The organism is Actinomycetota bacterium (assembly GCA_009923495.1).
GTDB lineage: Bacteria > Actinomycetota > Actinomycetes > S36-B12 > UBA5976 > UBA5976.
Map to the genome: position 1 here is coordinate 107,719 of RFTJ01000002.1, position 23,264 is coordinate 130,982.

The window sequence follows — 23,264 nt, forward strand, 5'->3', positions numbered from 1 at the left end:
CTCACACCCGATAAACATCGAAAACGCCATCAATACCACGCACTGCGCGTAACACCTGGTTCAAATGCGATGGATCAGCCATTTCAAAGGTAAAACGACTAATTGCAACTCGATCCCGAGTTGTAGTAACAGAAGCGTTCAGAATGTTTACATGTTGGTCTGAGAGGGCCTTAGTGACATCTGACAATAAACGAGACCTGTCGAGTGCCTCTACTTGGATGTTGACTAAATAAACACTGCCCTTACCTGGAGTCCACTTCACTTCAACTATGCGTTCAGCTTGCAATTGAAGTGATCCTGCGTTCACACAATCTGTCCGATGGACGCTCACGCCTGATCCCCTGGTGACAAAACCGAAAACTTCGTCACCAGGTACTGGTGTGCAGCAACGTGCAAGCTTCACCCAGGTATCGGCAGCCCCAATGACAGTTACGCCTGGCTCCGATTTGGATGCTCTTCTGGTCGGCGATTCACCTGGAGTGATCAGTTCAGAAGTTTCTTCAATCAACCCCTCTTCGCCACCATGAGCTTGCAACAAACGAGTGACGACAGTTTGCGCACCTAAGTGGCCTTCACCCACTGCGGCATAAAGCGAGCTCACATCGGAATAATGTCCGTCGGCCGCAAGTGAAGCGAGCATACTATTGGTCAGTAGGCGCAGCGGGACACCTTGCTTTTTCATCGCGCGGGCTATTTGGTCTTTGCCCGACTCTATAGCCTCCTCGCGGCGCTCTTTACTGAACCAAGACTTAATCTTCGACTTTGCCCTGGCACTGACCGCGATATTGAGCCAGTCTCGGCTCGGTCCGGCGCTGTCACTTTTGTTAGTAATTACTTCAACAGTGTCGCCATTGGATAGAGCGGTATCCAATGGTGCAAGTTTGCCGTTAATGCGAGCGCCAACGCACCGATTGCCAACCTCAGTGTGGACTGAATATGCAAAGTCAATGGGTGTACTCCCCTTTGGAAGTGCCAAAACTTCGCCTTTAGGCGTGAAAACATAAACCTCTGAAACGCCAAGGTCCTCGCGCAGTGAATCTAGAAATTCTCCTGGATCTTCAGTTTCGCGCTGCCAATCAAGCAGTTGGCGAACCCAGCCAAGATCATCTGGTCCAGATTTCCCCGCTACTTGATTCTGCTTGTATCGCCAGTGCGAGGCCACGCCGTATTCAGCAGCGCGATGCATTTCATGGGTGCGAATTTGAAATTCGACTGGCTTACCACCTGGGCCGATAACTGTGGTGTGTAACGACTGATACATCGTGAATTTGGGCATCGCAATGTAATCTTTGAAGCGGCCTGGAACTGGATTCCAGTGATTGTGAACCACACCTAGTGTGGCATAACAATCCTGTATAGAATCAACCAGAATTCGTACACCCGTGAGATCATAAATGTCCTGAAAGTCACGGCCACGAACAATCATTTTTTGATAGACGCTGTAGTAGTGTTTCGGGCGCCCGGAAACTTCAGTCTCTAATCCTGCTTCCTTGAGATCGACTTGAACTTCGGCAATCAACTTATTGAGAAATTCGTCTCGGGCCGGCGCCTGTTGGTCTACTAAACGCACAATCTCATCAAACATCTTTGGATAGAGAGTTGCGAACGAAAGATCCTCTAATTCCCATTTGATGGCATTCATGCCGAGCCTGTGCGCTAGTGGAGCGTAAATTTCAAGCGTCTCTCTCGCTTTTTGCTCTTGCTTCTCCGCTGGTAAGTAGCTAAGTGTGCGCATGTTGTGTAGGCGGTCTGTAAGTTTGATAACCAGCACGCGAATGTCTCGGGCCATTGCCACAACCATTTTTCGGACTGTTTCTGCGGCCGATGCGTTGCCAAACTTTACTTTGTCTAATTTGGTTACACCGTCAACTAGCCCAGCAACTTCTGAACCGAAATCCTGTTCAAGCTGCACCAGTGAATAGGCGGTATCTTCGACAGTGTCGTGAAGGAGAGCGGCGATAATCGTCGGCTCGGTCATGCCTAAATCAGCAAGGATGCCTGCAACAGCCACAGGATGAGTTATGTATGAATCCCCAGATCGTCGACTCTGCTCCCGATGAAAGTAGGCAGCGTATTGGTAGCCCTTGTAAATTCGCTCGGTTGAGGACGCCGGATGAAAGGCTAACAGGCTGTCAATTACCGACAATAAATTGGCAGGGGGCGCCCAGTTCTCGCCTGAATAGGCGGCAACGGCTAACTCGAGTGATTCACTTACTGCCCCACTGTTTGGCATCGGCTCCTCCTGGGTTCATTCTACGCTTTGGAATAGCGATGCTGAACGAATCCTTAATCGAGCACCGAGATTAACCGCACCTCAGGATGGTCGGCGCAAATGCGACTTGCTCCACCTAAAAAGTCCAAATTCAGTAATACCGCAAAACCGACGACTGTAGCACCTGTTTGTTCGATGACATTGATTGTCGCGTTTACAGTTCCGCCCGTTGCTAAGACATCGTCAACAATCAGCACTCGATCTGCGCTGGACAGGGAGTCAGTGTGGATTTCAATAGCGTCGCTGCCGTACTCAAGTACATAATCTGCGCGATATGTCTGACGAGGTAGTTTGCCCAGCTTCCTAACAGGCACGAAGCCGACCTGCATGAGATGGGCTAAGGCGCCACCGAGTATGAAACCCCTGGCCTCTATTCCGACAACAGCGGTAATGTCTGCTGATTTGAATTCGGTTGCCATGGCATTTACGACAAAAGCGAAAGCCTGTGCATCAGCAAAAACCGGAGTGACATCTTTGAAAATGATTCCAGGCTCAGGATAATCGGCGATTTCAACAATCGTCGAACGAGCGCGTTGGCTATCCATAGCTACTTGCCAGAGCGGGAAGACCGAGTTCGCTTAACTCTCTGTTGGCGCGGGCCACTGACAACTCCCCTAGTGCTCTCGACAAGCACTGCTGGTCCAGACTCGCCTCCGGTGTTCTTGCGGCGAGATTCGACACGGTTGGCTTGGGCTTGAACCGCAGGATTGCGCTCCTTGATTTGAACTAGGAATGGAGTCGCTATGAAGATCGATGAGTAGGTACCGACTAGCATGCCGACAAATAATGACAAAGCAAGGTCGTTGAGTGTTCCAGGTCCTAGTTGGGTAATTCCAATGAACAGGATTGAAAACACCGGAAGCAAAGCAACGATCGAAGTATTAATACTTCGCACCAGAGTTTGGTTAAGAGCCAGATTGGCTGCTTCTCGATAAGTCATACGACTGCCGGACAAAATACCACTGGTGTTTTCTCGAACTTTGTCAAAAACTACGACAGTGTCATAAAGCGAATAGCCCAGAATCGTTAGAAAGCCAATTACAGTGGCAGGAGTCACTTCAAAACCGACTAAGGCATAAACGCCAACCGTGATTAGAACGTCGTGGACTAGTGCAGTCAGAGCAGCAATCGCCATCGGCCACTCAAAATAGAATGACAAAAACAGTGCTACCAAAATTAGAAAAACTACTAGAGCACGGGCTGCATTCTTGGAGACCTCAGCCCCCCAAGTTGGCCCCACCATCTGCGAGGTAACTTTACTTTGCTCAGTCTTAAAGGCTGCAGCCAAGCTATTTGTTACCTTTGTTGATTCTTCCGATGTTAAGGATGGTGTCTGGACTCGCAATTTGTCCTGACCAACAATTGTCACTGAAGCCGCTACTGATCCGGCGTCTTCTACCGCCTTGCGCGCCGTGGTGACATCTGAAGTTGCAGCATTTGGCACCTGAACTGTGTACTGTGCACCACCTTTGAACTCGATGCCTAAATTAAGTCCAGCAACGGATAAAGTTCCGATGGAAAGTGTAAGGAAAACTGCGGAAACGATGTACCAAACCCGCCTTCTGCCGACGAAATCGTAAGAGACTTCCCCTCGGTAGAGCCGATTACCTAAATCGCCAAGTTTTGACATTATGCGCTCACCTCTGTCTGCTCTGGAGCCCCAAGTCGCTTAGGCGAAACACCAGTCATAGCTGAACCCCTATTCATCCAATTACTGTTGGCGATAACACTTACCAATGGTCGTGTGAAGAGAATCGCAATGAAGACATCAATTACGGTAGTCAAACCCAAGGTGAAGGCAAAACCACGGACGCTACCAACTGACAAGTAGTAGAGAATCACAGCAGCCAACAACGAAACAAAGTCAGCCGCCAAAATTGTGCGTCTGGCGCGCAACCAACCCTGATCAACTGCAGAGCGCAACCGTTTCCCCTCGCGCAATTCATCCCGAATTCGTTCAAAGTAGACCACGAAAGAGTCAGCTGTAATACCAATTGCGACAATCGCACCAGCCGTTCCGGCCAAGGTCAAAGTGAAACCGATCTGATCGCCCAAGAGAATAAAGCTCAAGTACAACCAAGCCGCAGCTCCAAGCAAACTTGCTATTGCTACTAAGCCAAGTACTCGGTAATAAACGAATAGATAGATGATGACCAAAAGCAAACCAAATCCACCTGCAAGTAAAGCTGCGTGCAATTGGTCGTTACCCAGTGTTGGTGAAATTTGTGACTTCTCGTCAATGTTTAGGGAGACGGGCAATGCACCGTATTTAAGTTGCTGGGCAAGAAGCTTTGAGGTTTGGGCGGTAAAGTTTCCCGTGATTACGGCGTTGCCGCCAAGGATTGCCTCATTGACTCGCGGTGCACTAATTACTTTGCCATCAAGGACAATGCCGAATTGATTCATCGGCTCTTTCTCGCCGGATAAGCGCTTGGTGATGTCCGCAAATTTCGACGCTCCCGCTGTAGTCATGTTCAGCGAGATTTCGTATCCGCCGGCACCCTGGGCAGGTAAACCAGCAGTTGCATTCTTGATGTCCGTTCCAGAGAGTTCAGCTGGCGCTAACAAGTACTTTCCGGCCTGATCATCAGAGCAAGTGATGAGATACTGAGATTCATTATCAGCGGTGTTTGAGGAGTTTGCTGCAAAACTTGCACAATCCAATGCTTGGAAGATTTTTACTGAACGCGCATCGTTAGGGTCACTAAATTGGATCGGCTGTTTTAGCCAACTTGCCGGAACACTAGGAGTCGGTTTGGGCTTCTTAGTTGGCTTTGCGGAAGCGCCTGGCGAAAGACTTGGTTCAGGCGCTGTTTGGTTTGTGCCTGGCGCAACTGCCAAGACTTGTCGGAAATTAAGTTTGGCGGTGTTTTTGAGCTGATCGACTACTTCACTGCTGGTTACTCCGGGAATGCTTACGACGATTTTTGCATTAGCGCCAGAGCCTTGAGTGGTCACTTGTGACTCAGCTACACCGAATCCGTCAACTCGCTGCCTAATAATTCGGACAGTTTGATCTAGCTGGTCAGCGGTTACCGGCTTTCCACCATCTCCGATTGGAGCCATGATTACCTGCGTACCGCCGCGCAAATCTAGACCTAATTTTGGAACATGGGAATCACCAGCAACATAAGCACCGAGTCCAAGCAGGACCGTGATGAGCGTTAATGCCAGCAGAGACTTTCTTGGTTGATAATGCTTTGCCACAAGTGTGCTTTCTTCTCGGAAGTCACCTAATCGCAGATGCGGTAGGCATACTGTCCTAGATTAGTGGATAAGTCAGTTACTGCCTAGTGCGACTAGGGATAGCGCCTATTCGAATAGGCCTTGATTTGGTGGAAAAGAACGGCCGAATAATGCATAAGCTGCAGGTGTCGCTACCCGACCCCGCGTGGTGCGAGTTAACAGCCCCTGGCGCACGAGAAACGGTTCACACACAGTCTCGATGGTCTCCGCTTCCTCCCCGACGGTGATGGCCAGAGTGCTTAATCCAGCCGGTCCTCCGCCGAACTTATCGATAAGACACAGTAAGACAGATCTATCCAACCGATCGAGACCGGAGTCGTCGACTTCGTACAGATTTAACGCAGCAATAGAGGTGGCTAAATCAACTTCACCTGTTGAGTGCACCTGGTTGAAATCCCGGGCTCGCCGCAGTAGCCGATTTGCAATTCGTGGTGTCCCCCTAGAACGACGGGCAAGTTCGGCGCTGGCCGCTGGTGAAATAGCGATGTCTAACTTGGCTGCGGAGCGGGCGATTATCTGCTCAAGATCTGCAGAGTCATAAAAGTCCAGTTGCGCAGTGAAACCAAATCGGTCGCGAAGTGGTGCCGGCAAGAGTCCGGCCCTTGTCGTGGCACCGGCTAAAGTAAATGGGGGTAAATCAATCGGGATTGATGTGGCCCCCGGCCCTTTGCCGACCATTACATCCACTCGAAAATCTTCCATCGCCAGATACAGCAACTCCTGCGCGGAACGAGCCACTCGATGTATCTCATCAATAAAGAGAACCTCTCCGGATTGCAAACTAGAAAGAATGCTGGCCAAATCTCCTGCATGTTGAATCGATGGACCGCTCGTAATACGCAGTGGAGCTTGCATTTCACTGGCCATAATCATCGCCAAGGTTGTTTTTCCCAATCCAGGGGGTCCAGCAAACAAAACATGATCTGCACTTGCGCCTCTGCCTTTAGCCGCGTGCAGCACAAGTCCTAGTTGGTCTTTCACTCGCTGCTGGCCGACAAACTCCGACAGCGAATTGGGTCGAAGAGCCGAGTCGTTTGTGGCATCATCGGCAGAAGTCTGTGCGGCACTCAATTGTTCGTTCACTTGCTTCGTCCAAGAATTTGCAGAGCGTTTTTGAGCAATTCGGCGATGGGAAGTCCAGCGGACGAACTATCACCGCGCAAAGTCGTGATAACGGACTGCACATCTCGACTCGGCCAACCTAAGCCACCTAGCGCTTGCTCGATTTGAGCTTCCCAAGGTGCGATCTCACTCGATGACAGCCCCGTACTAGCTACTCGATCCCTCAATTCAAGTACTAACCGAGAAGCTCCCTTTGCGCCTACACCCGGGGTTTTAGTTAAAGTTGCGGTATCGCCCGAGGAGATAGCCGTGCGCAATTGTTCGGCAGTTAGGAAGCTCAAAATTGTAAAGGCTAGCCGCGGGCCAAAACCCGACACGCCTTGTATGAGTTCAAACAGCTCTCTACTTTCATTTGAACTAAAACCGAACAGAGTTAATGACTCTTCTCGCACCACCAATGAGGTATGTAGCGAAATTGGCTCGCCAACTCTAGCGCTAGAAACGACATCAGGAGCAGCCATAACCTGCATCCCAACGCCACCAATGTTGACTATGACTGAATCTAATCTTCGGTCTAAAACTGTCCCAGATACACTTGCGATCATGACAGGGCACTCCTTTGAGCAGCGATAGCTTTTGCGACACGCATCTGTCCGATTCCGCGCCAGGCGTGGCAAATAGCAAGTGCTAGCGCATCCGCTGCGTCAGCGGGTTTTGGTGGCTCGTCCAGTTTTAAAATTCGGGTGACCATTGATGTCACTTGAGCCTTATCTGCACGACCATTACCCGAAACTGCTGCCTTTACCTCAGTTGGCGTATAGACGGCTACGGGAATGCCTCGTTTTGCCGCTGCCAGCATCACGACAGCACTAGCTGATGCTGTGTCCATTGCAGAGCGGACATTATGCTGACTGAAAACGCGCTCCACTGCTATAACTTCCGGTTGATATTTGTCTAGCAGCGCGGTGAACGCGTAGTCGAGCTGTTGAAGCCGCCCCGGCAATTGGTCGAGATTTGAAGTACGAACTACCTCAACCCCAACAAAATTAGGGACGCGACTAGCCAGTTCAACCACACCCAGTCCACAGCGTGTTAAGCCAGGGTCTACACCCATAATTCGCATCGTTACCTCAATCCGAACATTTGTTCGAAATTCTAGAGGAGATTTGGCAAAAAACCAGACATTGACGCGATCATTCGTCGAGTTGCGCCATTATTTCGTCTGAAATGTCGAAATTCGCCCATACATTCTGCACTTCGTCACTATCTTCAAGTGCTTCAATAAGCTTGAAAACCTTCTTTGCGCCCTCTAAATCCAGTGGAACGCTGACACTGGGTAAAAAAGTAGCTTCAGCGGATTCATAATCAATTCCGGCCTCTTGCAAAGCGGTACGCACTTTTACCACATCAGTTGCTTCACTTATGACCTCAAATGGACCGCCTAGGTCATTTACTTCTTGGGCACCAGCGTCCAATACTGCGGTCAGAATGTCATCTTCGGTTCCCGAACCGTCACCAACAATCACAACCCCTTTTCGGTTGAACAGATAGGAAACTGATCCCGGGTCGGCCATGCTACCCCCGTTTCGAGTCATAGCGACCCGAACCTCAGAAGCAGCCCGATTACGGTTATCGGTGAGGCATTCAACAAGCAAGGCAACGCCACTAGGTCCATAACCTTCGTAAATAATCGTCTGATAATCAGCGCCCCCAGCTTCCTGACCTGATCCGCGCTTAACTGCCCGATCTATGTTGTCATTGGGGACGGAACTTTTTTTCGCTTTTTGAATCGCATCATAAAGCGTTGGATTAGCGGCGGCATCTCCGCCGCCAGTTCGCGCAGCAACCTCGATGTTCTTGATCAACTTTGCGAACAGCTTGCCCCTGCGGGCATCGATAACTGCTTTTTTATGCTTCGTGGTCGCCCACTTGGAATGGCCACTCATGATCTCACCATTTCTAGGAAGTACTTGTGGACTCTTAAGTCCGGGACTATTTCTGGGTGAAATGAAGTCGCTAATAGATTACCTTGTCGAACAGCAACAATCCGATCCTGGCTGTCACCGAAAGTTTCTTTGGGGATTTTCGCAAGAATCTCAACCCCTGGCCCAGCTGTGACTACTAGGGGTGCACGGATAAAAACTGCACGAAAGGGTGCAGCGCCTATTTCTGGGATTTGCAAATCAATTTCGAATGAATCTACCTGCCGGCCAAAAGCGTTTCGAGCTGCTGTAATGTCCAATCCGCCTATCGTCTCTTGATCAGGTCGACCGTCTGTTATCGAATTAGCTAGCATGATTAGACCAGCACACGAACCATACATCGGAATTTGCGTGGACAACTCGCGTAGTTTTGGAAATAGGTTATTTTTTTTGGCCAAAATACTCATGGTGGTTGACTCACCGCCAGGAATGACCAGACCATCAAGACTTTCTAAATCCGCCGGTGACCGCACTGTTACACAAATAGCGCCGGCTGCAGTTAGGTGACCGATGTGTTCTCGCACATCTCCCTGAATTGCAAGAACCCCAACTCTTGGGATCGGCGACATTACCAGCCGCGCTCGGCTAACCGATGTGGAACTGGGATGTCAGCAACATTGATTCCAACCATGGCTTCACCAAGGCCACGACTCGCTTGGGCAACAATCTTTGGGTCGTCAAAATGCATAGTGGCCTGCACAATCGCCTGTGCGCGCTTTGCTGGATCGCCTGACTTGAATATGCCTGAGCCAACAAACACTCCATCAGCACCCAACTGCATCATCATGGCTGCATCGGCTGGAGTTGCAATTCCTCCCGCAGTAAACAGCACTACGGGTAGCGCACCCTTCTTAGCCACCTCAACTACTAAGTCATACGGGGCCTGCAATTCTTTAGCAGCCACATATAGTTCATCGTGGCTCATTGAAGACAGGCGTTTAATTTCGCCGCGGATTGATCGCATGTGTGTAGTTGCGTTAGAGACATCGCCAGTGCCTGCTTCACCTTTAGACCGAATCATGGCTGCCCCCTCAGTTATTCGGCGCAGTGCCTCACCCAAATTTGTAGCACCACAAACAAAGGGAACGGTGAAGTTCCATTTATCAATGTGATGTGTGTAATCGGCGGGCGTCAAGACCTCTGATTCATCGATGTAGTCCACGCCTAAGCTCTCTAGAACTTGGGCCTCAACAAAGTGACCGATTCGAGATTTTGCCATCACTGGAATAGAAACCGCATCAATAATCCCCTGGATCATATCCGGATCGCTCATTCTGGCTACGCCGCCTTGGGCCCGAATATCGGCGGGCACTCGCTCTAGTGCCATGACAGCTACCGCACCAGAATCCTCAGCAATTTTAGCCTGCTCGGCATCCACGACGTCCATGATGACGCCGCCTTTGAGCATGTCAGCCATACCGCGCTTTACTTTCGATGTTCCAGTTATCACTGAGTCGTTTGTCATGATTCCTTCTTGGAATTGGGATTGGTCTAATTCTACTGAAATGGTAATTAAGCGCTAATCGGACAGCGCGGACGGCATCCGAGTGTCTAGAGCCAGAACGGTAGGAAGTTGCGCATATCCGGCGAGTCGGAAAATCCGAACTAGCCACTGATTTCGAATTTTCAGACAATCGGAGACAGCCTCCGAATGAAAAGTTCTGCTCATTTGAATTCGAGCACAAACATTCGATAATTCAGAAATCAACAGTGCCGTCGGCTTGTCGGTTAGCCACTCGGTAACTTCATCTTCGTCACTCAAACTTGCTAGCAAGACCTCTGTTAACTCATTCTCGATATCGAGCCGCTGGGTAATCTCATGCGGTTCAACGGCTAATGCATCATGCGCAGCCTGAGCAAGCACTGCACTTGTTACCGGATCAATCATGTTTGAGGCAGAGAGTTCGGCGACTATGCCGGCACGACGGCCTAAATGTCCATCCAGTGCCGCTTCGGTGACTTCGATGCGATGGTGCAGTCGATCTAATCGACCCGCCTGGTGTGACAGATACCAAATGATTAGTAGCAGGATAAGGTAACTTTCCCAGGAGTTCCAACTCATAAATCAGACTCCTTCTCGGGGGTGATTCTAAATCTACCCAGGCGGCCCAGCATCTGCCCTGCCATGTCAGGCTCGACCGTCAGGCCAGGGACTGTGACAGATTTGTAAACTTCTAAAACTTCCTCGGCGACAGTATCCCAATCAAAATCAATTACATTCTTGTAGCCAGCTGTCCGTAATCTATCCTGTTCGACTTTATCGCCCAGCAATGCAATTACTATCCTGGATAGATCTGCGCTGTCCTCGTTTTCAAACAACTTGCCACATTCGCCATCTTTTAATACCCGAGCGAAGGCCGATAGATTACTGGCGACAACTGGAGTGCCGGATGCCATAGCCTCAAGAAGCACAATTCCAAATGATTCCCCACCTGTATTTGGGGCAACATAAATATCGCCAGAGGCGTAGACATCGGGTTTTGTTTCATCATCAACTAAACCAATTTTTGTTATGGCCTGCCGATCAACAGGATCAAGTTCATCAAAGAGGTCATCACAATCACCTGGTCCGGCAATTAACAGTCGCAGATTCGCATATTCACGGCGGATGATGGGAAAGGCGCGTATCAGCACTTCTAGACCTTTTCGAGGCTCATCCACCCGCCCAAAGAATACGAGAGCTGGACTATCGTCCTGCCAATCCGGAAGGGGCTTGGCTCCTGCAAATGCCGCAACATCAACGCCATTTGGAATGATCACAGCATCTCCACCGAGATGCTCCAACATGGTCTGTTTCGCTGCCGGACTTACTGCAATTCGGGCTGAAACCTTTTCCATCACAGTCTGTGCAATCTTTGCCAGGCTAAGTATCACCCGCGACCGGTCCATGCTGGAATGCCATGTGGCAACTATGGGGCCCTTAGCGGCCCAGCAAGCTAAGACTGAAACGCTTGGCGCTAACGGTTCATGTACATGCAACACATCAAACTGGCCTTGTTCAATCCATTTGCTCACCCGTCGCGCCACAATCGGGCCGAAACTGAGTCGAGCAACAGAACCGTTGTACCTGACTGCTCGGGGCTTGCCGGTAGAGACAACAAAGAAGGGTAAATTCTCGTCATTCTCCGCGGGTGCTATCACGCTCACGAAATGGCCTTTTCGGATTAATGCGTTCGCTAAGTCATGCACATGAGCTGAAACCCCACCTGGAATATCCCAAGCATATGGGCAGACGATTCCTACTCGCATAATTAATCAACCACCAAATCTGCCCAGACCGGCTGCAACATGTGCCAGTCTTCGGGATGAGCAGAAATGTGTTGCTCAAATCTGCTGGCAACCTCTGCTGAAACTTGCTGTGCCAGTTTCAAGCGGTCACGGCCAGTAACCTGGGCGTTGGAAACCGACACTTGTTCGTCAAAAGTTATCACTAGCATCTGCCCGTCATACCAGGTAGAACAGGTAAAGAGTGGTCGCCCAGTGTCAATCGCTAGCACCGCCGCACCGATAGGCAAGGTTGCGCGTGCGCCAAAAAACTGATTCCCCATTCCATTCTTTGCAACATCACGATCGCCTAATAGTGGAACAACATGTCCAGCAACTACTTCTGATCGTAAAAATTCGTAGATGCCCGCTTCGCCGGTAAGTGGCAATATGTTCATTCCTAATGCCGTTCGCATCTCTAGAAATTTTCTAAAGACCAACTCAGGTTTTAGACGTTCGGCCACAGTTGCGACTTTGCTGTAGTTCAGCGCCGCCCATGCTCCAGCCAGGTCCCAGTTGCCTGAGTGTGGCAAGGTGAGAATAACACCACCAGATTTCAGAGCTTCAATAACCGCATCATCATTTTCTACTCGAACGCGAGACCTTATCTCATCTCGTGACCAGCGGGTAAGTAGGAAAATTTCATAGTAGTAACGAAGATATCTGCGCATACCGTTTCTTGAAAGTGCACGAATCTGCGTACTAGATGCTGGAAGATTTAGCACGCGAGATAAATTGAGTTCTAATTGGCGTACCCCGCGAAATTTTAGTCGCCAGCAAAGGTCGGCAGAAACCTTGAAGGCCCAAGCAACAATTGGTTCGGGAATGAGCCATAAAAATGCCCAGCCGGCCCAGAAACCTAGCGCTGTGATCTTGGAGCCAAGTTTCATGACTGAATTTGCTTTCGGACATGTACTACTCGCTGAATTACCGTATACGAGGTGATAGCTGCCAAGAAATACATAGCATAGTCCAAACAGAAAAGGCCTAATCCGCTGATTAACAGGCCAAACCAAACAACAAGCGTGCGTTCTGCACGCTCAGCCAAGCCAACTTTGCATGTCTTGCCCAGGGCCTCTGCCCGAGCGCGAATGTAAGAAGTCATTTGCCCCATCAAAAGCGAGATTGATGCGGCAATGAAAGCTGATTTGTTTTGTCCTGTACTTGTCAGGAAGTAGGTACAAATCGAAATCAAAACTGCCGCATCCACGATTCGATCTAATGTGGAGTCCAGAAATGCTCCCCACTTGCCTGCCGAATTCGTCAATCTGGCAATAGTGCCATCAAGCAGGTCGCCTAGCGATAGCGCACCAATCAAGATGCTGGCTATCAGGAACTTTCCTTGCGGAACCAGCAGTGTCGCTACCCCAATTGTGGCCAACGCTGCGCAGCAGGTAACAGCATCTGCAGTTACTCTCAGTGCAATCAATGATTTCGCTACCGGAGTTACTATTCGGCTAAGCGCTTGGCGCGCTGATGCGTTATCAAGCAATGGGTTCATCCTTGGAATGACTAGACGACTACCATATAGTCATAATGACGACTTTACCGATAAGTGTTTCTTACTTTGAACCAACATCACGGTTTGTCAGCATTTACAGCGTTGGATGCACCGAGATTAGTCCGCTGATCGCCCGAAAATTTACCTCCGGACAGAGTCTGGCAGTGCCGTGGGTTATCGCTGATCTTGATAGCAAAACATCAGTTTGTCTCCTAACCGAGAACGACCTTGACCAGCGCATCTTAGATGTTTCAGACGCAGTCATTCTGATTCTGGATGCAGCCGTCGGAATAAGTGCTCAAGCGATTTCGACCTGGCAAACTCTGCAAGATCTAGAGGTACCGACTCTCTTAGTGGCGACAAATCTCTTTGCCACTCACACGGACTTTGATGAGTTAGTAGCCATAGCGCAACGAGTTTTTAACAACAACATTTTGGTTCGTTATTTACCAATGTCAAACGAGAGTGAAACAGAGATAGTAGCCCTATTCGATTTATTGACCAACCAAATACTCGACTATTCCGATTGTGAAAGAGATGTCAAAAGCCCGGATTCCGAACATCTGGAACTTACTGCAGATCAGCGCGAGAAACTCCTGGAGCAACTTGCATTTCTTGGTCTCTCTGATGAAAAGCTGGCAATGTTCCGAAGTGGCATAATCCCGGCGATAGGTGAGTTTGACAAAGTTTGGGAAACTAATGCAAACCCTTCCATTACTGCGCTGGACGAATTGGCCGGTCTCGATTTGATTCTGGACTGGATATCCCGCTGTCCTAATCGCTGGGAGCCGATGGTTGAACCTGACGATCATCAAACTCACATTAGCTCGCCATCGTTTTTTGGTTATGGAATAGTCCCAGGCTTGGCGCGGACCTGGGGTGTTCCCGGTTTCGAAATCGAGGTAACTCGGGATTCAGGAGAGCATGTATCAGTCAAGGCAGTACAGCCATATGCAAGCTGTGTCCTTTCAAGTGCGATTTTGCCAAACGATACGATTCACGAATCTGGGCGATCAGTAAATTTAGTCTTGCCAGCGTTCGATTAAAAGGTCACGAGTTTGCTCAAGTAATTCCGAAATAACTTTTGTGCCAGCAACAATCGGCATAAAATTGCTGTCGTTTGCCCAGCGAGGAACCACGTGCTGGTGAAAATGATCTTGAACTCCGGCGCCGGCCACCTTGCCCTGATTCATTCCGATGTTAAAACCGGTGCAACCAGAAACCGACTGCAATGTCCGCATTGCCTGCTGCGTTAGACCCGTTACATCAGCAGACTCTGCCTCAGTCAATAAGTCATAAGTAGCAACATGACGATTAGTGCAAACTAATAGGTGTCCGCTGTTGTACGGATACTTATTTAGAACGACATAAGAGGTTTGAGAACGAATTACGACTAGTTCAGTATCACTGGTAAGTGCCCGACAAAAAGGACAACTCTCGTCGTCGAACTGCCCGGCTAGTTGCTTGAGATATTCCCTGCGGTGCGGAGTCCATATTCGGTCCCACTGTTCTATCCCATTCGCACCTATCTCCATCAGGCGGACCGATTTCCAATCTCTTTCAGGATCTTTTCGACCGCTTGAGCCACTGGAATTCCGTTTTCTTGCGTGCCGTCTCGGTACCGGAATGAAACCGCACCTGCGGCGATGTCGTCATCGCCCGCTATGAGCATGAATGGCACTTTCTGCTGTTGTGCGTTTCGAATCTTTTTCTGCATCCGCTCATCTGAGTCGTCCACCTCAATTCGAACGCCACTGTCGCGTAACTTCTGTGCTACCTCATGCAGATAGTCGTTGTGCGCCGAGGCTATCGGGATTCCAATTACTTGAACTGGAGCCAGCCAAGCAGGGAATGCTCCGGCATAATGTTCCAGCAAAACTCCGAAGAACCGTTCGATTGAGCCGAATAGTGCCCGATGAATCATAATTGGTCGCGCGCGCCCACCATCAGCTGCTTGATACTCCAAATCAAAGCGAGCTGGCAATTGAAAATCAACCTGAATTGTTGACATCTGCCAAGTACGACCTATCGCATCGCGAGCCTGAACCGAAATCTTAGGTCCGTAAAACGCGGCGCCACCTGGATCTGGGACAAGGTCAAGGCCAGATTTTTCGGCAGCTTCAGCTAGCGCAGCCGTAGCGGCTTCCCATTCTTCATCCGAACCGATTGATTTCTCTGGGTTACGTGTAGACAGCTCCAGATAGAAGTCATCAAGTCCGTAGTCGCGCAACAGGTCCAGAACAAAGCTCAAGAGATTCTGCAACTCGCCGGGCATCTGCTCTTTCGTGCAGTAGATGTGTGCATCGTCCTGTGTCATTCCGCGCACTCGGGTCAATCCGTGTACTACTCCGGACTTCTCGTATCGGTAAACAGAGCCAAATTCAAAAAGCCGCAGTGGAAGTTCCCGATATGAACGACCGCGAGACTTGAAAATCAAATTATGGAACGGGCAGTTCATCGGCTTGAGGTAGTAGTCCTGACCTTTGCGCTTTACAGAGCCGTCTTCGTGGTACTCCTCGTCTAGATGCATAGCAGGAAACATGCCATCCTTGTACCAATCTAGGTGACCAGACTGTTCAAATAGGGCACCTTTAGTTATGTGCGGAGTGTAAACAAACTCGTATCCTGCGGCTTCGTGACGCAGACGTGAGTAGTCCTCCATACTTCGGCGAATGATTCCGCCCTTTGGATGAAATACGGCAAGACCCGAACCCAGTTCGTCAGGAAAGCTGAAGAGATCTAGATCTACGCCGAGTCGGCGATGATCGCGCTTTGCGGCCTCGTCGAGCATAGTTAGATAGTTCTTGAGCTCTTCTTTGGTCGGCCAAGCAGTTCCGTAAATTCTCTGCATAGATGCATTCTTTTGATTTCCTAACCAGTAGGCCGCTGACGAACGCATAATTTTCACGGCCTTGGCATCGATGTAACGAGTGTCGGGTACATGCGGACCTCGACATAAGTCACACCATTTCTTGTCACCGCTACGCAAGTCGATGTTGTCATAGATTGTGAGTTCGCCTGCACCTACTTCCATCACATCTTCGGCTAGAACATCGGCCACACTTGCCTCGAGTAGCGCAACTTTAAAAGGCTCACTTGCAAGCTCAGAAATAGCAGCGGTTCGCTCAGTTACCCTGCGACTGAACTTCTGTCCTGAATTTATGATTTCGATTGATCTCTTCTCAATCGCTGAAAGATCCTCAGGCGAAAAAGGCGTCTCAATACCAAAGTCGTAAAAAAAGCCATCTTTAATCGGTGGTCCTATTCCCAGTTTGGCCTGCGGGAATATTTCCTGAGTCGCCTGGGCAACTATATGTGCAACACTGTGGCGCAGAACTGATAGACCGTCTGGATCAGAAACTAGAACCGGCTCTACTACATCGCCTTCAACCAGGACATAACTTAGATCGACCAGGTTTCCATTAACACGCGCAACAACTACTTTTCGGGCTTTGTCGCCTACAACGTCAAAAGCCGTAGCACCCGCTTCAATGTCCAGCGACTGCTTGTCTTGCCCTACTAATACGGCTACCACGTTATTCCTTAACTGCTCTAGTGATTACTCCGGACGGTACTTAAATCTTGGTATTTCACTTTATCTTAAGAAACTTAGCTACCGAATCTTCTAGGGGTTGTAGTTGAAATTACTTTGCTCTTTAAATAACTTGGCTAACTCAGTGACAACTTCAGGTATCGGGACTTCCCTTGCGTTGCTCAGACTATCCGCGCGCGAGAGTTCGGCCAAAGCACTGATTGGCTGAACATCACGAGTTGATGAGGTCAAAAATGCGCCGTCGCAGTTCCATAAATCTTCAGCCCGCAAATCATCTCGTTCGATAATTTTTATCCCCGCGGCTAGTCCCCACTCAATAACTAACTGCCTGGTGATGCCAAGAAGTAATCCAGTATTGACACTCGGAGTGAGCACTGTGTCTCCACTAACCAGGAAGACATTACTCCCAGTGCCCTCCGAGAGATTGCCTTTTGAGTCGAGGAACAGCGCCTCGGAGAAGCCATGTTTATGGGCTGCTTCTAAGGCGTAGACATTCTCTGCATAGGAAATAGTCTTTAGGCCAACGATGGCCGAGAGTTCGTTGCGCATCCAAGGAACTAACACTGCGCCGGTACTCGATGGCCAAGCTGGCTGGGGAGCAACACTTAACACCAAGGTGGGCTCGCCGCCAATTCGATCTGACCCCAGCGGACCTATGCCACTAGTGACAGTTACCCGTAATCTGCCTAGCTCGAAGGCCGGGTTGGCCGCCAGGATCTCGGCGATTGCAGAATTAATGACCTCATCGGATGGACACTTAATACCAAGACCTGAGGCGCTGCGACGCAGTCTCAAATTGTGACGATCAACAGCGAATGCCCGACCATCAGAAATCTTCAGAGTTTCGAAGACGCCGTCGGCAACCATGAACCCATGGTCCAATACGCTGATGTGCGCGTCGGCAACAGGAACTAGATGACCATTTACCCAAAAATGCGAAGCCTGCATGTAACTACCCTATTACCTTAGGAACTTGCGATACCAAGAAGGTGGTTTGCCTTCAGTTCAGTTTCAAACCATTCGCCAGCCGGGTCGCTATCATAAGTAATGCCAGCGCCGGTGCCAAAACAAATTGTTGGTTCGGCTGCTGATAGTGATTGCCAGAAGGTGCGAATAGCCACGGCCAATTCAGCGGTATTTTCGTCAACATCTATCCAACCCAAAACGCCGCAATACACCTCTCGTTTCTCTGGCTCGACCTGTGAAATTAGTTGTAACGAACTACTCTTTGGCGCTCCACTAACTGAGCCAGCTGGACACATCGCTTGCAAAATCTGTTGCCAGTCAAAGCCGTCGTGCAATTCACCGGTCACGTCTGAAACTAGGTGCACTAGACCGGGATGTTCCTCTAGCCGCAGCATGTCCGGCACTAAAACTGTCCCGGGCTTACACACATGGGACAAATCATTGCGGATTAAATCAACAATCATTACGTTCTCTGCCGAGTCTTTGTCCAGCATATCTTTAGCACTGGTAGCCGTTCCCTTAATTGGACTAGATTTCAATAGTCGACCCTGGCGAGATAAGAAAAGCTCTGGCGAAGCGCTAGCAATTTTAATGTCCCGAGATAAACTGGTGACGTTTCTTGGCAGATGGAAGAGTGTCGCGTGTGGTGCTGGGTTGCCGCTGAGCAGCTTCCTGTAGAGTTCGACGAAATCGAAATTTGGCTCAATGGCCTGTTTCAGGATTCGACAGTAATTTGTTTGATAAACCCAGCCGCGCTCTATTGCTCGTCTCACTTCCTCGACACCATTTTCATAGGCCCGCTGGGAAATGTTCGAAGTCCAAAGTTCGCGACGAGCGCTTGCCGCCGTAACATAAGGGGTAGGTAGCAAATCTGCCAAACTCGATGTTGGTCGGGCGAATTCGAAGCCATAGAACTCGCCTTCAAAGGTTTGCATTACTGCCCACCAACCGGATGTTAGCTCTGCGGGATCTTGGCAGACCCGGATCAATTCCGTTGCGATGTGTTCACCAAAGCCGACTACTGCTTGTTCGGAATTCACACTCATAGCCTAAGGACTAATTGCAGAGTGGACAGTTTGTCGTTGAAGTTCTTGAAAAATCTATCCCAATAGCAAGAGTGGCACCACACCCCCGACTTTGAAGGTTTGTCGATTTTCAGATAGTCTTACGCAGGTTGAAGATTAGTTCTTCGCATGCGGACGTGGCTCAGCTGGTAGAGCATCACCTTGCCAAGGTGAGGGTCGCGGGTTCGAATCCCGTCGTCCGCTCGCTTTATTTGTGGAGCATTGGTGGAGTGGCCGAGAGGCGAGGCAACGGCCTGCAAAGCCGTGTACACGGGTTCAAATCCCGTCTCCACCTCGATGGTCGATTGGCGCAGTTGGTTAGCGCGCTTCCTTGACATGGAAGAGGTCACAGGTTCGAGTCCTGTATCGACCACCAGAGTCAACTCAAACCAAATTCCCGACTCAGCGCGCTTGAGCGCGATAAAGCTCTCAAATATTTTTTGCGATAGCCCCCCGAAAGCATTTCTGGACTGAAGAGTCCACTAAATTCGACTCCGCTATAGGCAATCGGGATTTCTCTGTCATAAAGTCGATCAATTAGAACTACCCAACGCAGTGCAGCCGCTTGATTTGTTAATTGTGATACACCTTCTATGCAGATTCCAGCTAGATCTTGTACAAGCATTCCAAAGGCACTGGGATGAACTTTTTGCAAGTGAGCGTTTATGTCAGAAAATGAATCGAAAGAACAGTTTTCAGTAGCATTTGCGACCTTAATCAAGGAAGATTTGTCTAAAGGCGCTGCTCCCGTCAAGGCATTTCGATGTCGGTAATCAGGACCATCAATTCGCACAACCTCAAAGTGTGCAGACAACCCCTGAATTTCACGAATGAAGTCATCTGCCGCAAATCGACCTTCGCCTAACCGGTCTGGCAAAGTGTTGCTCGTCGCCGCTACTCGAACTCCCCTTGCAACCAACTGACCTAGCAGCGTGCTCATGAGAACTGTGTCGCCTGGGTCATCAAGTTCAAACTCATCAATACAAATCAATTCGAATTGGGCAAGCGTTTCGACGCTCTGCGTGAATCCCAACGCGCCAACTAAATTGGTGTATTCAACGAAACTTCCATAACTAGCTCGAGATCCGAACTCCTGCCAAAGAGCCGTCAGGAGGTGAGTCTTACCAACACCGAATCCGCCATCTAAGTAGATGCCGGGTTTTGGCACCTGAGCCTTAGCGAACCAACTTCGCTTGTGTTCCGCGGTTGTGGCAAACTGCAGCAATCGAGATTTAGCACGGGCTTGAGAGGGAATATCCGGGTCTGCCTCGTAATTTTCAAAAGTGGTAGTGGCAAACCTCTTTGGTACAACAAAGTCCTTGATTATCTCGGTGGCCTGCACCTGCGGAACTCGATCACACAGACTTTGCATACCCATAGCCTAAGGGCATGGGAGAATTTAAGTGTGAGCGCAAATCCGAACTTTGAGTCTGTTGATTCCATCGTCGAGTTTTATCGAAACCAAAGCTCAGATTACCTTCGCGTTAACATGATACTTTCTCTTGACGGAAACTTTGTAGGACCATCAAACTCATCTAAAGACCTAGCAGATGAAACTGATCTGCGAGTCTTGCTCACATTACGGGCCATGAGCGATGTTGTTCTAGTAGGCGCTAGAACTGCTATCGGCGAAAGGTATCGATACACACAAATTAAGCCAGAACTGACTGGGTTAGCAGTGCGAAATCCACCATTTTGTTTGGTTAGTCAATCTTTAAACCTTCCAGAAAGCGCACCCATTTTTGCAGATTCAGCACATAAGCCGTTTCTACTAACCAAGCAGAGCCCTGATCCGCACTGGCAAGACAATCTTGCTCGGCTGTCTGATTTGGCCCACATATCGATCATCTCCAAGTCAGAACTAGACGGCACTGCAATTCGTCTGACGCTGAATCGTCTTGGCTTTTCAAACATACTTTGTGAAGGAGGGCCAAACCTGTTGGCCACAATGTTCAGAGCACGTGTGGTTGATGAACTTGACCTCACAATCAGTCCAGCCATTACTGGCAAGCAGGCGCAGCAACCGCCGCTTGGTGACATGCCGATGAACATGCGACTAGCCGCAACGAATCAGGTGAACAACTACTTGTTTAATCGATTCCTTCCTGCGTGAATCCAGATTTGGTCTTACCCTGTTCCCATGGATGAAATCACAGAAGACCAATGGCGAGATAGGCTCACTGCTTTGGAGTTTCACGTATTGCGCCAAGCAGGCACAGAACCAGCATTCACGGGAGAATACACCGACACCGAGACAGTCGGTGTTTATCGTTGCCGCGCTTGCAATTCCGAGCTTTTCCGATCGTCCGAGAAATTTCATTCCGGTTGTGGCTGGCCCTCTTTTTTTAAGCCGGGCACTTCGGATGCGGTAATCGAAATTGACGACTTTTCACATGGGATGATTCGTAGGGAAGTTCGTTGCGCAAATTGCAATTCTCATTTGGGTCACGTTTTTGCCGGTGAGGGATACGCAACTCCTACCGATTTGAGGTATTGCATAAATTCGATTTCGCTTAGCTTAGAACCAACTAGCCAGCAGTGATTGCCCCTACCCCAGCGATTGTACAGATGACGCCTATGTATTGAACTGGCATGAGTCGCTCTTTCAGAACTGTCCAGGCAAGCACTACCGTCATTACCGGAAAGAGTGAACCAAGTACCGAAACAATGGACAGCAGGCCATCTGCTGCTGCAAAAGCAAACAGGATGTTAGCGCTAGCGTCCGTTACCCCGATAACTAGAAGCATTGGAATGTTTCTTACACCAAGTCCACCAATGCTGCGCATAACCAGCGCAAAGATAACCAATAATGAGACTTGCAAAATCCTCATCGTCGCTATTGTCATAGCCGGATTTCCCGCCTTACCACCTTGTGCCATGCAAAAGACACAGGACCCAAAAGTTACGGCCGCAATCAAGGCCAAAATTACCGGACGGCTGCTCGCCTTCGAGTTGAGTTCCGGACCGCTCGCCAAAATTACACCGGAAACCGCGATGACGATTCCGAGATACTGAACACCAGTGGGCTTATCTCCTGTGACAAGTCCTATGGCTAACGGGATGATTACACCCACTGACGAGATCGGGGAAACGATTCCCATCAACCCCGTTGCCAGCGCTGAATAAAAAGCGATGAGTCCAAAAAGGCCTAGTAAGCCGGCACAGAGACCCCAGCGTATTGCAGTTTGATCAGAACTGTCCCAGTGCCCTTGAGTAACTGCAAAACCTACTGCCAGGATTAAGCCAAAGATTTGAGAGCCACCAAGTACCGCAACAGGTGCAAATTTTCGTGACATTCTTCCAGCAAGGAAATCGGAACTACCCCAAACGACGCTGGATAGCAGCGCAAGAAATAACGGCACGCATTTAGCCTAACGGCGTGCTTAGAACATTTCGTCTTCAAATCAATCTAGAGTTAGTCTCAGTGATGATAGTGGGAAAAATGACCGAGGCTGAAGATTTCTGGACCTCAGCCGTCAAATCACTGCACGGCGCTACCAAACGGGCCGAAATTACCCTTCAAGAAGTTGCAGCTCCAAATCGACTTGCACCGTTTGCCCTAGCCCTTACTGCCGAACTGAATTTTGCTGAACAAGAGCTTGCTGGCGGCAAATTTGTTCTGCTTTATGATCCTGATGGTCAATTGGCATGGGGCGGCGAACTGCGGGTGGTTACTTTCATGAATGCTGCCATTGAACCCGATGTCGTAACTGACCAAATGTTTGATGAAGTAGCCTGGAGTTGGCTAACTGAATCTCTAGCCATTAGTTCCGCGGAATACACCAACCTTTCTGGAACCATAACCCGCACAGTAAGTCGATCGTTTGCTGAACTTTCAGATCGGGTGCAAGAAACTAATTTGGAAGTGCGGGCATCCTGGACCGCGCAATCCGCGCACTTGGCTCCACAGCTAACAGCTTGGTGCTCATTACTCGAACAGGCGGCTGGGCTTGAACCACTGCCTGAAGGGGTCACTCAACTAAAGCGTGGCCAGTAACTTATGACTGACCCAGATCTAGAAGAAGTAGTAATCGGCATACCAATTTCCGAGCCACGCGATGGGTTGCCCTTGCTAATCACCCAAGTCGCACAGCTCGCCGATGCTGCAAAAAAATTAGCAGGCGGAACTGGACCTGTAGCACTGGATGCGGAGAGAGCCAGTGGCTTCAAATACTCGGGTCGTGCGTATCTGGTCCAGCTGCGTAGAGCCGGAAGCGGCAGTTTTTTAATTGACCCGATTCAATTTGCCGACTTAGTGCCTATTCAGGAGGCACTAACTGGAGTTGATTGGATTTTACATGCCGCATCTCAAGATTTGGTTTGTCTTCGAGAATTGGGTTTAACACCGACAGCT

At 49.6% G+C, this 23,264-nt stretch carries 25 protein-coding genes and 3 tRNA genes; 8 read left to right on the top strand and 20 right to left on the bottom strand.

All coding sequences use genetic code 11. The features are described 5' to 3' along the window. Position 1 precedes the first annotated feature (1 nt). The 14 genes from EBS36_01710 to EBS36_01775 form a co-directional block, all read right to left on the bottom strand. Positions 2-2,233 (bottom strand): bifunctional (p)ppGpp synthetase/guanosine-3',5'-bis(diphosphate) 3'-pyrophosphohydrolase, encoded by a 2,232-nt coding sequence (locus EBS36_01710; protein NBU31876.1) that lies wholly within the window; start codon positions 2,231-2,233, stop codon positions 2-4. Between the two features lie 53 nt (positions 2,234-2,286). Next, positions 2,287-2,817, bottom strand: a complete 531-nt coding sequence (locus EBS36_01715; protein ID NBU31877.1) for an adenine phosphoribosyltransferase — start codon at positions 2,815-2,817, stop codon at positions 2,287-2,289. Positions 2,818-2,819: 2 nt separating this feature from the next. After that, positions 2,820-3,902 (bottom strand): protein translocase subunit SecF, encoded by a 1,083-nt coding sequence (secF, locus tag EBS36_01720; protein ID NBU31878.1) that lies wholly within the window; start codon positions 3,900-3,902, stop codon positions 2,820-2,822. After that, the gene (secD, locus tag EBS36_01725) at positions 3,902-5,479 is read right to left on the bottom strand and encodes a protein translocase subunit SecD (protein NBU31879.1); all 1,578 of its coding nucleotides are present in this window, start codon (positions 5,477-5,479) and stop codon (positions 3,902-3,904) included. The genes secF and secD overlap by 1 nt, the downstream gene beginning before the upstream one ends. A 105-nt stretch (positions 5,480-5,584) precedes the next feature. Continuing rightward, positions 5,585-6,601, bottom strand: a complete 1,017-nt coding sequence (gene ruvB / locus EBS36_01730) for a Holliday junction branch migration DNA helicase RuvB (protein NBU31880.1) — start codon at positions 6,599-6,601, stop codon at positions 5,585-5,587. Then, positions 6,598-7,185: a Holliday junction branch migration protein RuvA gene (gene ruvA, locus EBS36_01735; GenBank protein ID NBU31881.1), complete on the bottom strand. Its 588-nt coding sequence runs from the start codon at positions 7,183-7,185 to the stop codon at positions 6,598-6,600. The genes ruvB and ruvA overlap by 4 nt, the downstream gene beginning before the upstream one ends. Further along, on the bottom strand, positions 7,182-7,703 hold the full coding sequence (gene ruvC / locus EBS36_01740; GenBank protein ID NBU31882.1) for a crossover junction endodeoxyribonuclease RuvC: 522 nt from the start codon (positions 7,701-7,703) through the stop codon (positions 7,182-7,184). Before ruvC ends, ruvA begins: the two co-directional genes overlap by 4 nt. A 70-nt stretch (positions 7,704-7,773) precedes the next feature. After that, a complete protein-coding gene (locus EBS36_01745) occupies positions 7,774-8,526 on the bottom strand; it encodes a YebC/PmpR family DNA-binding transcriptional regulator (GenBank protein NBU31883.1) in 753 nt (250 codons plus the stop codon). Beyond that, positions 8,523-9,131, bottom strand: coding sequence for a pyridoxal 5'-phosphate synthase glutaminase subunit PdxT (gene pdxT / locus EBS36_01750; protein NBU31884.1), 609 nt, complete (start codon positions 9,129-9,131; stop codon positions 8,523-8,525). The genes EBS36_01745 and pdxT overlap by 4 nt, the downstream gene beginning before the upstream one ends. Further along, the gene (gene pdxS / locus EBS36_01755; protein NBU31885.1) at positions 9,131-10,027 is read right to left on the bottom strand and encodes a pyridoxal 5'-phosphate synthase lyase subunit PdxS; all 897 of its coding nucleotides are present in this window, start codon (positions 10,025-10,027) and stop codon (positions 9,131-9,133) included. Before pdxS ends, pdxT begins: the two co-directional genes overlap by 1 nt. Before the next feature lie 54 nt (positions 10,028-10,081). Next, on the bottom strand, positions 10,082-10,624 hold the full coding sequence (locus EBS36_01760) for a hypothetical protein (protein ID NBU31886.1): 543 nt from the start codon (positions 10,622-10,624) through the stop codon (positions 10,082-10,084). Further along, entirely contained in the window at positions 10,621-11,811 is a 1,191-nt protein-coding gene (locus EBS36_01765; protein ID NBU31887.1) for a glycosyltransferase family 1 protein, read from the bottom strand. Before EBS36_01765 ends, EBS36_01760 begins: the two co-directional genes overlap by 4 nt. A 2-nt stretch (positions 11,812-11,813) precedes the next feature. After that, the gene (locus EBS36_01770; protein NBU31888.1) at positions 11,814-12,716 is read right to left on the bottom strand and encodes a phosphatidylinositol mannoside acyltransferase; all 903 of its coding nucleotides are present in this window, start codon (positions 12,714-12,716) and stop codon (positions 11,814-11,816) included. Beyond that, positions 12,713-13,327 (bottom strand): CDP-alcohol phosphatidyltransferase family protein, encoded by a 615-nt coding sequence (locus EBS36_01775; protein ID NBU31889.1) that lies wholly within the window; start codon positions 13,325-13,327, stop codon positions 12,713-12,715. The genes EBS36_01770 and EBS36_01775 overlap by 4 nt, the downstream gene beginning before the upstream one ends. A gap of 35 nt (positions 13,328-13,362) precedes the next feature. Here EBS36_01775 and EBS36_01780 point away from each other — a divergent pair, with 35 nt between their 5' ends. Next, positions 13,363-14,373 carry a hypothetical protein gene (locus tag EBS36_01780; protein ID NBU31890.1) on the top strand — a complete coding sequence of 337 codons (1,011 nt, stop codon included), beginning with the start codon at positions 13,363-13,365 and terminating at the stop codon, positions 14,371-14,373. Here EBS36_01780 and EBS36_01785 read toward each other — a convergent pair. The 4 genes from EBS36_01785 to EBS36_01800 form a co-directional block, all read right to left on the bottom strand. After that, positions 14,350-14,862: an HIT domain-containing protein gene (locus EBS36_01785; GenBank protein NBU31891.1), complete on the bottom strand. Its 513-nt coding sequence runs from the start codon at positions 14,860-14,862 to the stop codon at positions 14,350-14,352. The two genes, EBS36_01780 and EBS36_01785, sit on opposite strands and share 24 nt — an antisense overlap. Continuing rightward, complete coding sequence (locus tag EBS36_01790; protein NBU31892.1) at positions 14,862-16,862, bottom strand: threonine--tRNA ligase; 2,001 nt, start codon at positions 16,860-16,862, stop codon at positions 14,862-14,864. The genes EBS36_01785 and EBS36_01790 overlap by 1 nt, the downstream gene beginning before the upstream one ends. Positions 16,863-16,952: 90 nt before the next feature. Next, a complete protein-coding gene (locus EBS36_01795; GenBank protein NBU31893.1) occupies positions 16,953-17,828 on the bottom strand; it encodes a 4-amino-4-deoxychorismate lyase in 876 nt (291 codons plus the stop codon). A gap of 17 nt (positions 17,829-17,845) precedes the next feature. Continuing rightward, a complete protein-coding gene (locus EBS36_01800; GenBank protein ID NBU31894.1) occupies positions 17,846-18,892 on the bottom strand; it encodes an anthranilate synthase component I family protein in 1,047 nt (348 codons plus the stop codon). Positions 18,893-19,041: 149 nt separating this feature from the next. Here EBS36_01800 and EBS36_01805 point away from each other — a divergent pair. From EBS36_01805 to EBS36_01815, 3 genes are all read left to right on the top strand, one after another. Beyond that, positions 19,042-19,114, top strand: a tRNA-Gly gene (locus EBS36_01805). 20 nt (positions 19,115-19,134) lie between these two features. After that, positions 19,135-19,208 (top strand) — tRNA-Cys (locus EBS36_01810). Position 19,209: 1 nt separating this feature from the next. After that, a tRNA-Val gene (locus tag EBS36_01815) sits at positions 19,210-19,286 on the top strand. Between the two features lie 3 nt (positions 19,287-19,289). Here the strand turns inward: EBS36_01815 and zapE are convergent. After that, complete coding sequence (zapE, locus tag EBS36_01820; GenBank protein ID NBU31895.1) at positions 19,290-20,288, bottom strand: cell division protein ZapE; 999 nt, start codon at positions 20,286-20,288, stop codon at positions 19,290-19,292. A 27-nt stretch (positions 20,289-20,315) separates the two neighbouring features. Here zapE and EBS36_01825 point away from each other — a divergent pair, with 27 nt between their 5' ends. Both EBS36_01825 and msrB read left to right on the top strand, forming a co-directional pair. Then, the gene (locus tag EBS36_01825) at positions 20,316-21,023 is read left to right on the top strand and encodes a hypothetical protein (protein NBU31896.1); all 708 of its coding nucleotides are present in this window, start codon (positions 20,316-20,318) and stop codon (positions 21,021-21,023) included. Between the two features lie 27 nt (positions 21,024-21,050). Further along, positions 21,051-21,452: a peptide-methionine (R)-S-oxide reductase gene (msrB, locus tag EBS36_01830; protein ID NBU31897.1), complete on the top strand. Its 402-nt coding sequence runs from the start codon at positions 21,051-21,053 to the stop codon at positions 21,450-21,452. Here the strand turns inward: msrB and EBS36_01835 are convergent. Then, a complete protein-coding gene (locus EBS36_01835) occupies positions 21,439-22,272 on the bottom strand; it encodes a DMT family transporter (protein NBU31898.1) in 834 nt (277 codons plus the stop codon). The two genes, msrB and EBS36_01835, sit on opposite strands and share 14 nt — an antisense overlap. Before the next feature lie 80 nt (positions 22,273-22,352). Here EBS36_01835 and EBS36_01840 point away from each other — a divergent pair, with 80 nt between their 5' ends. Together EBS36_01840 and EBS36_01845 are read left to right on the top strand one after the other, a co-directional pair. After that, positions 22,353-22,907 (top strand): DUF3000 domain-containing protein, encoded by a 555-nt coding sequence (locus EBS36_01840; protein NBU31899.1) that lies wholly within the window; start codon positions 22,353-22,355, stop codon positions 22,905-22,907. Positions 22,908-22,910: 3 nt separating this feature from the next. Then, positions 22,911-23,264 (top strand): ribonuclease D (locus tag EBS36_01845; GenBank protein ID NBU31900.1); only part of this gene is annotated, 354 nt, incomplete at its 3' end.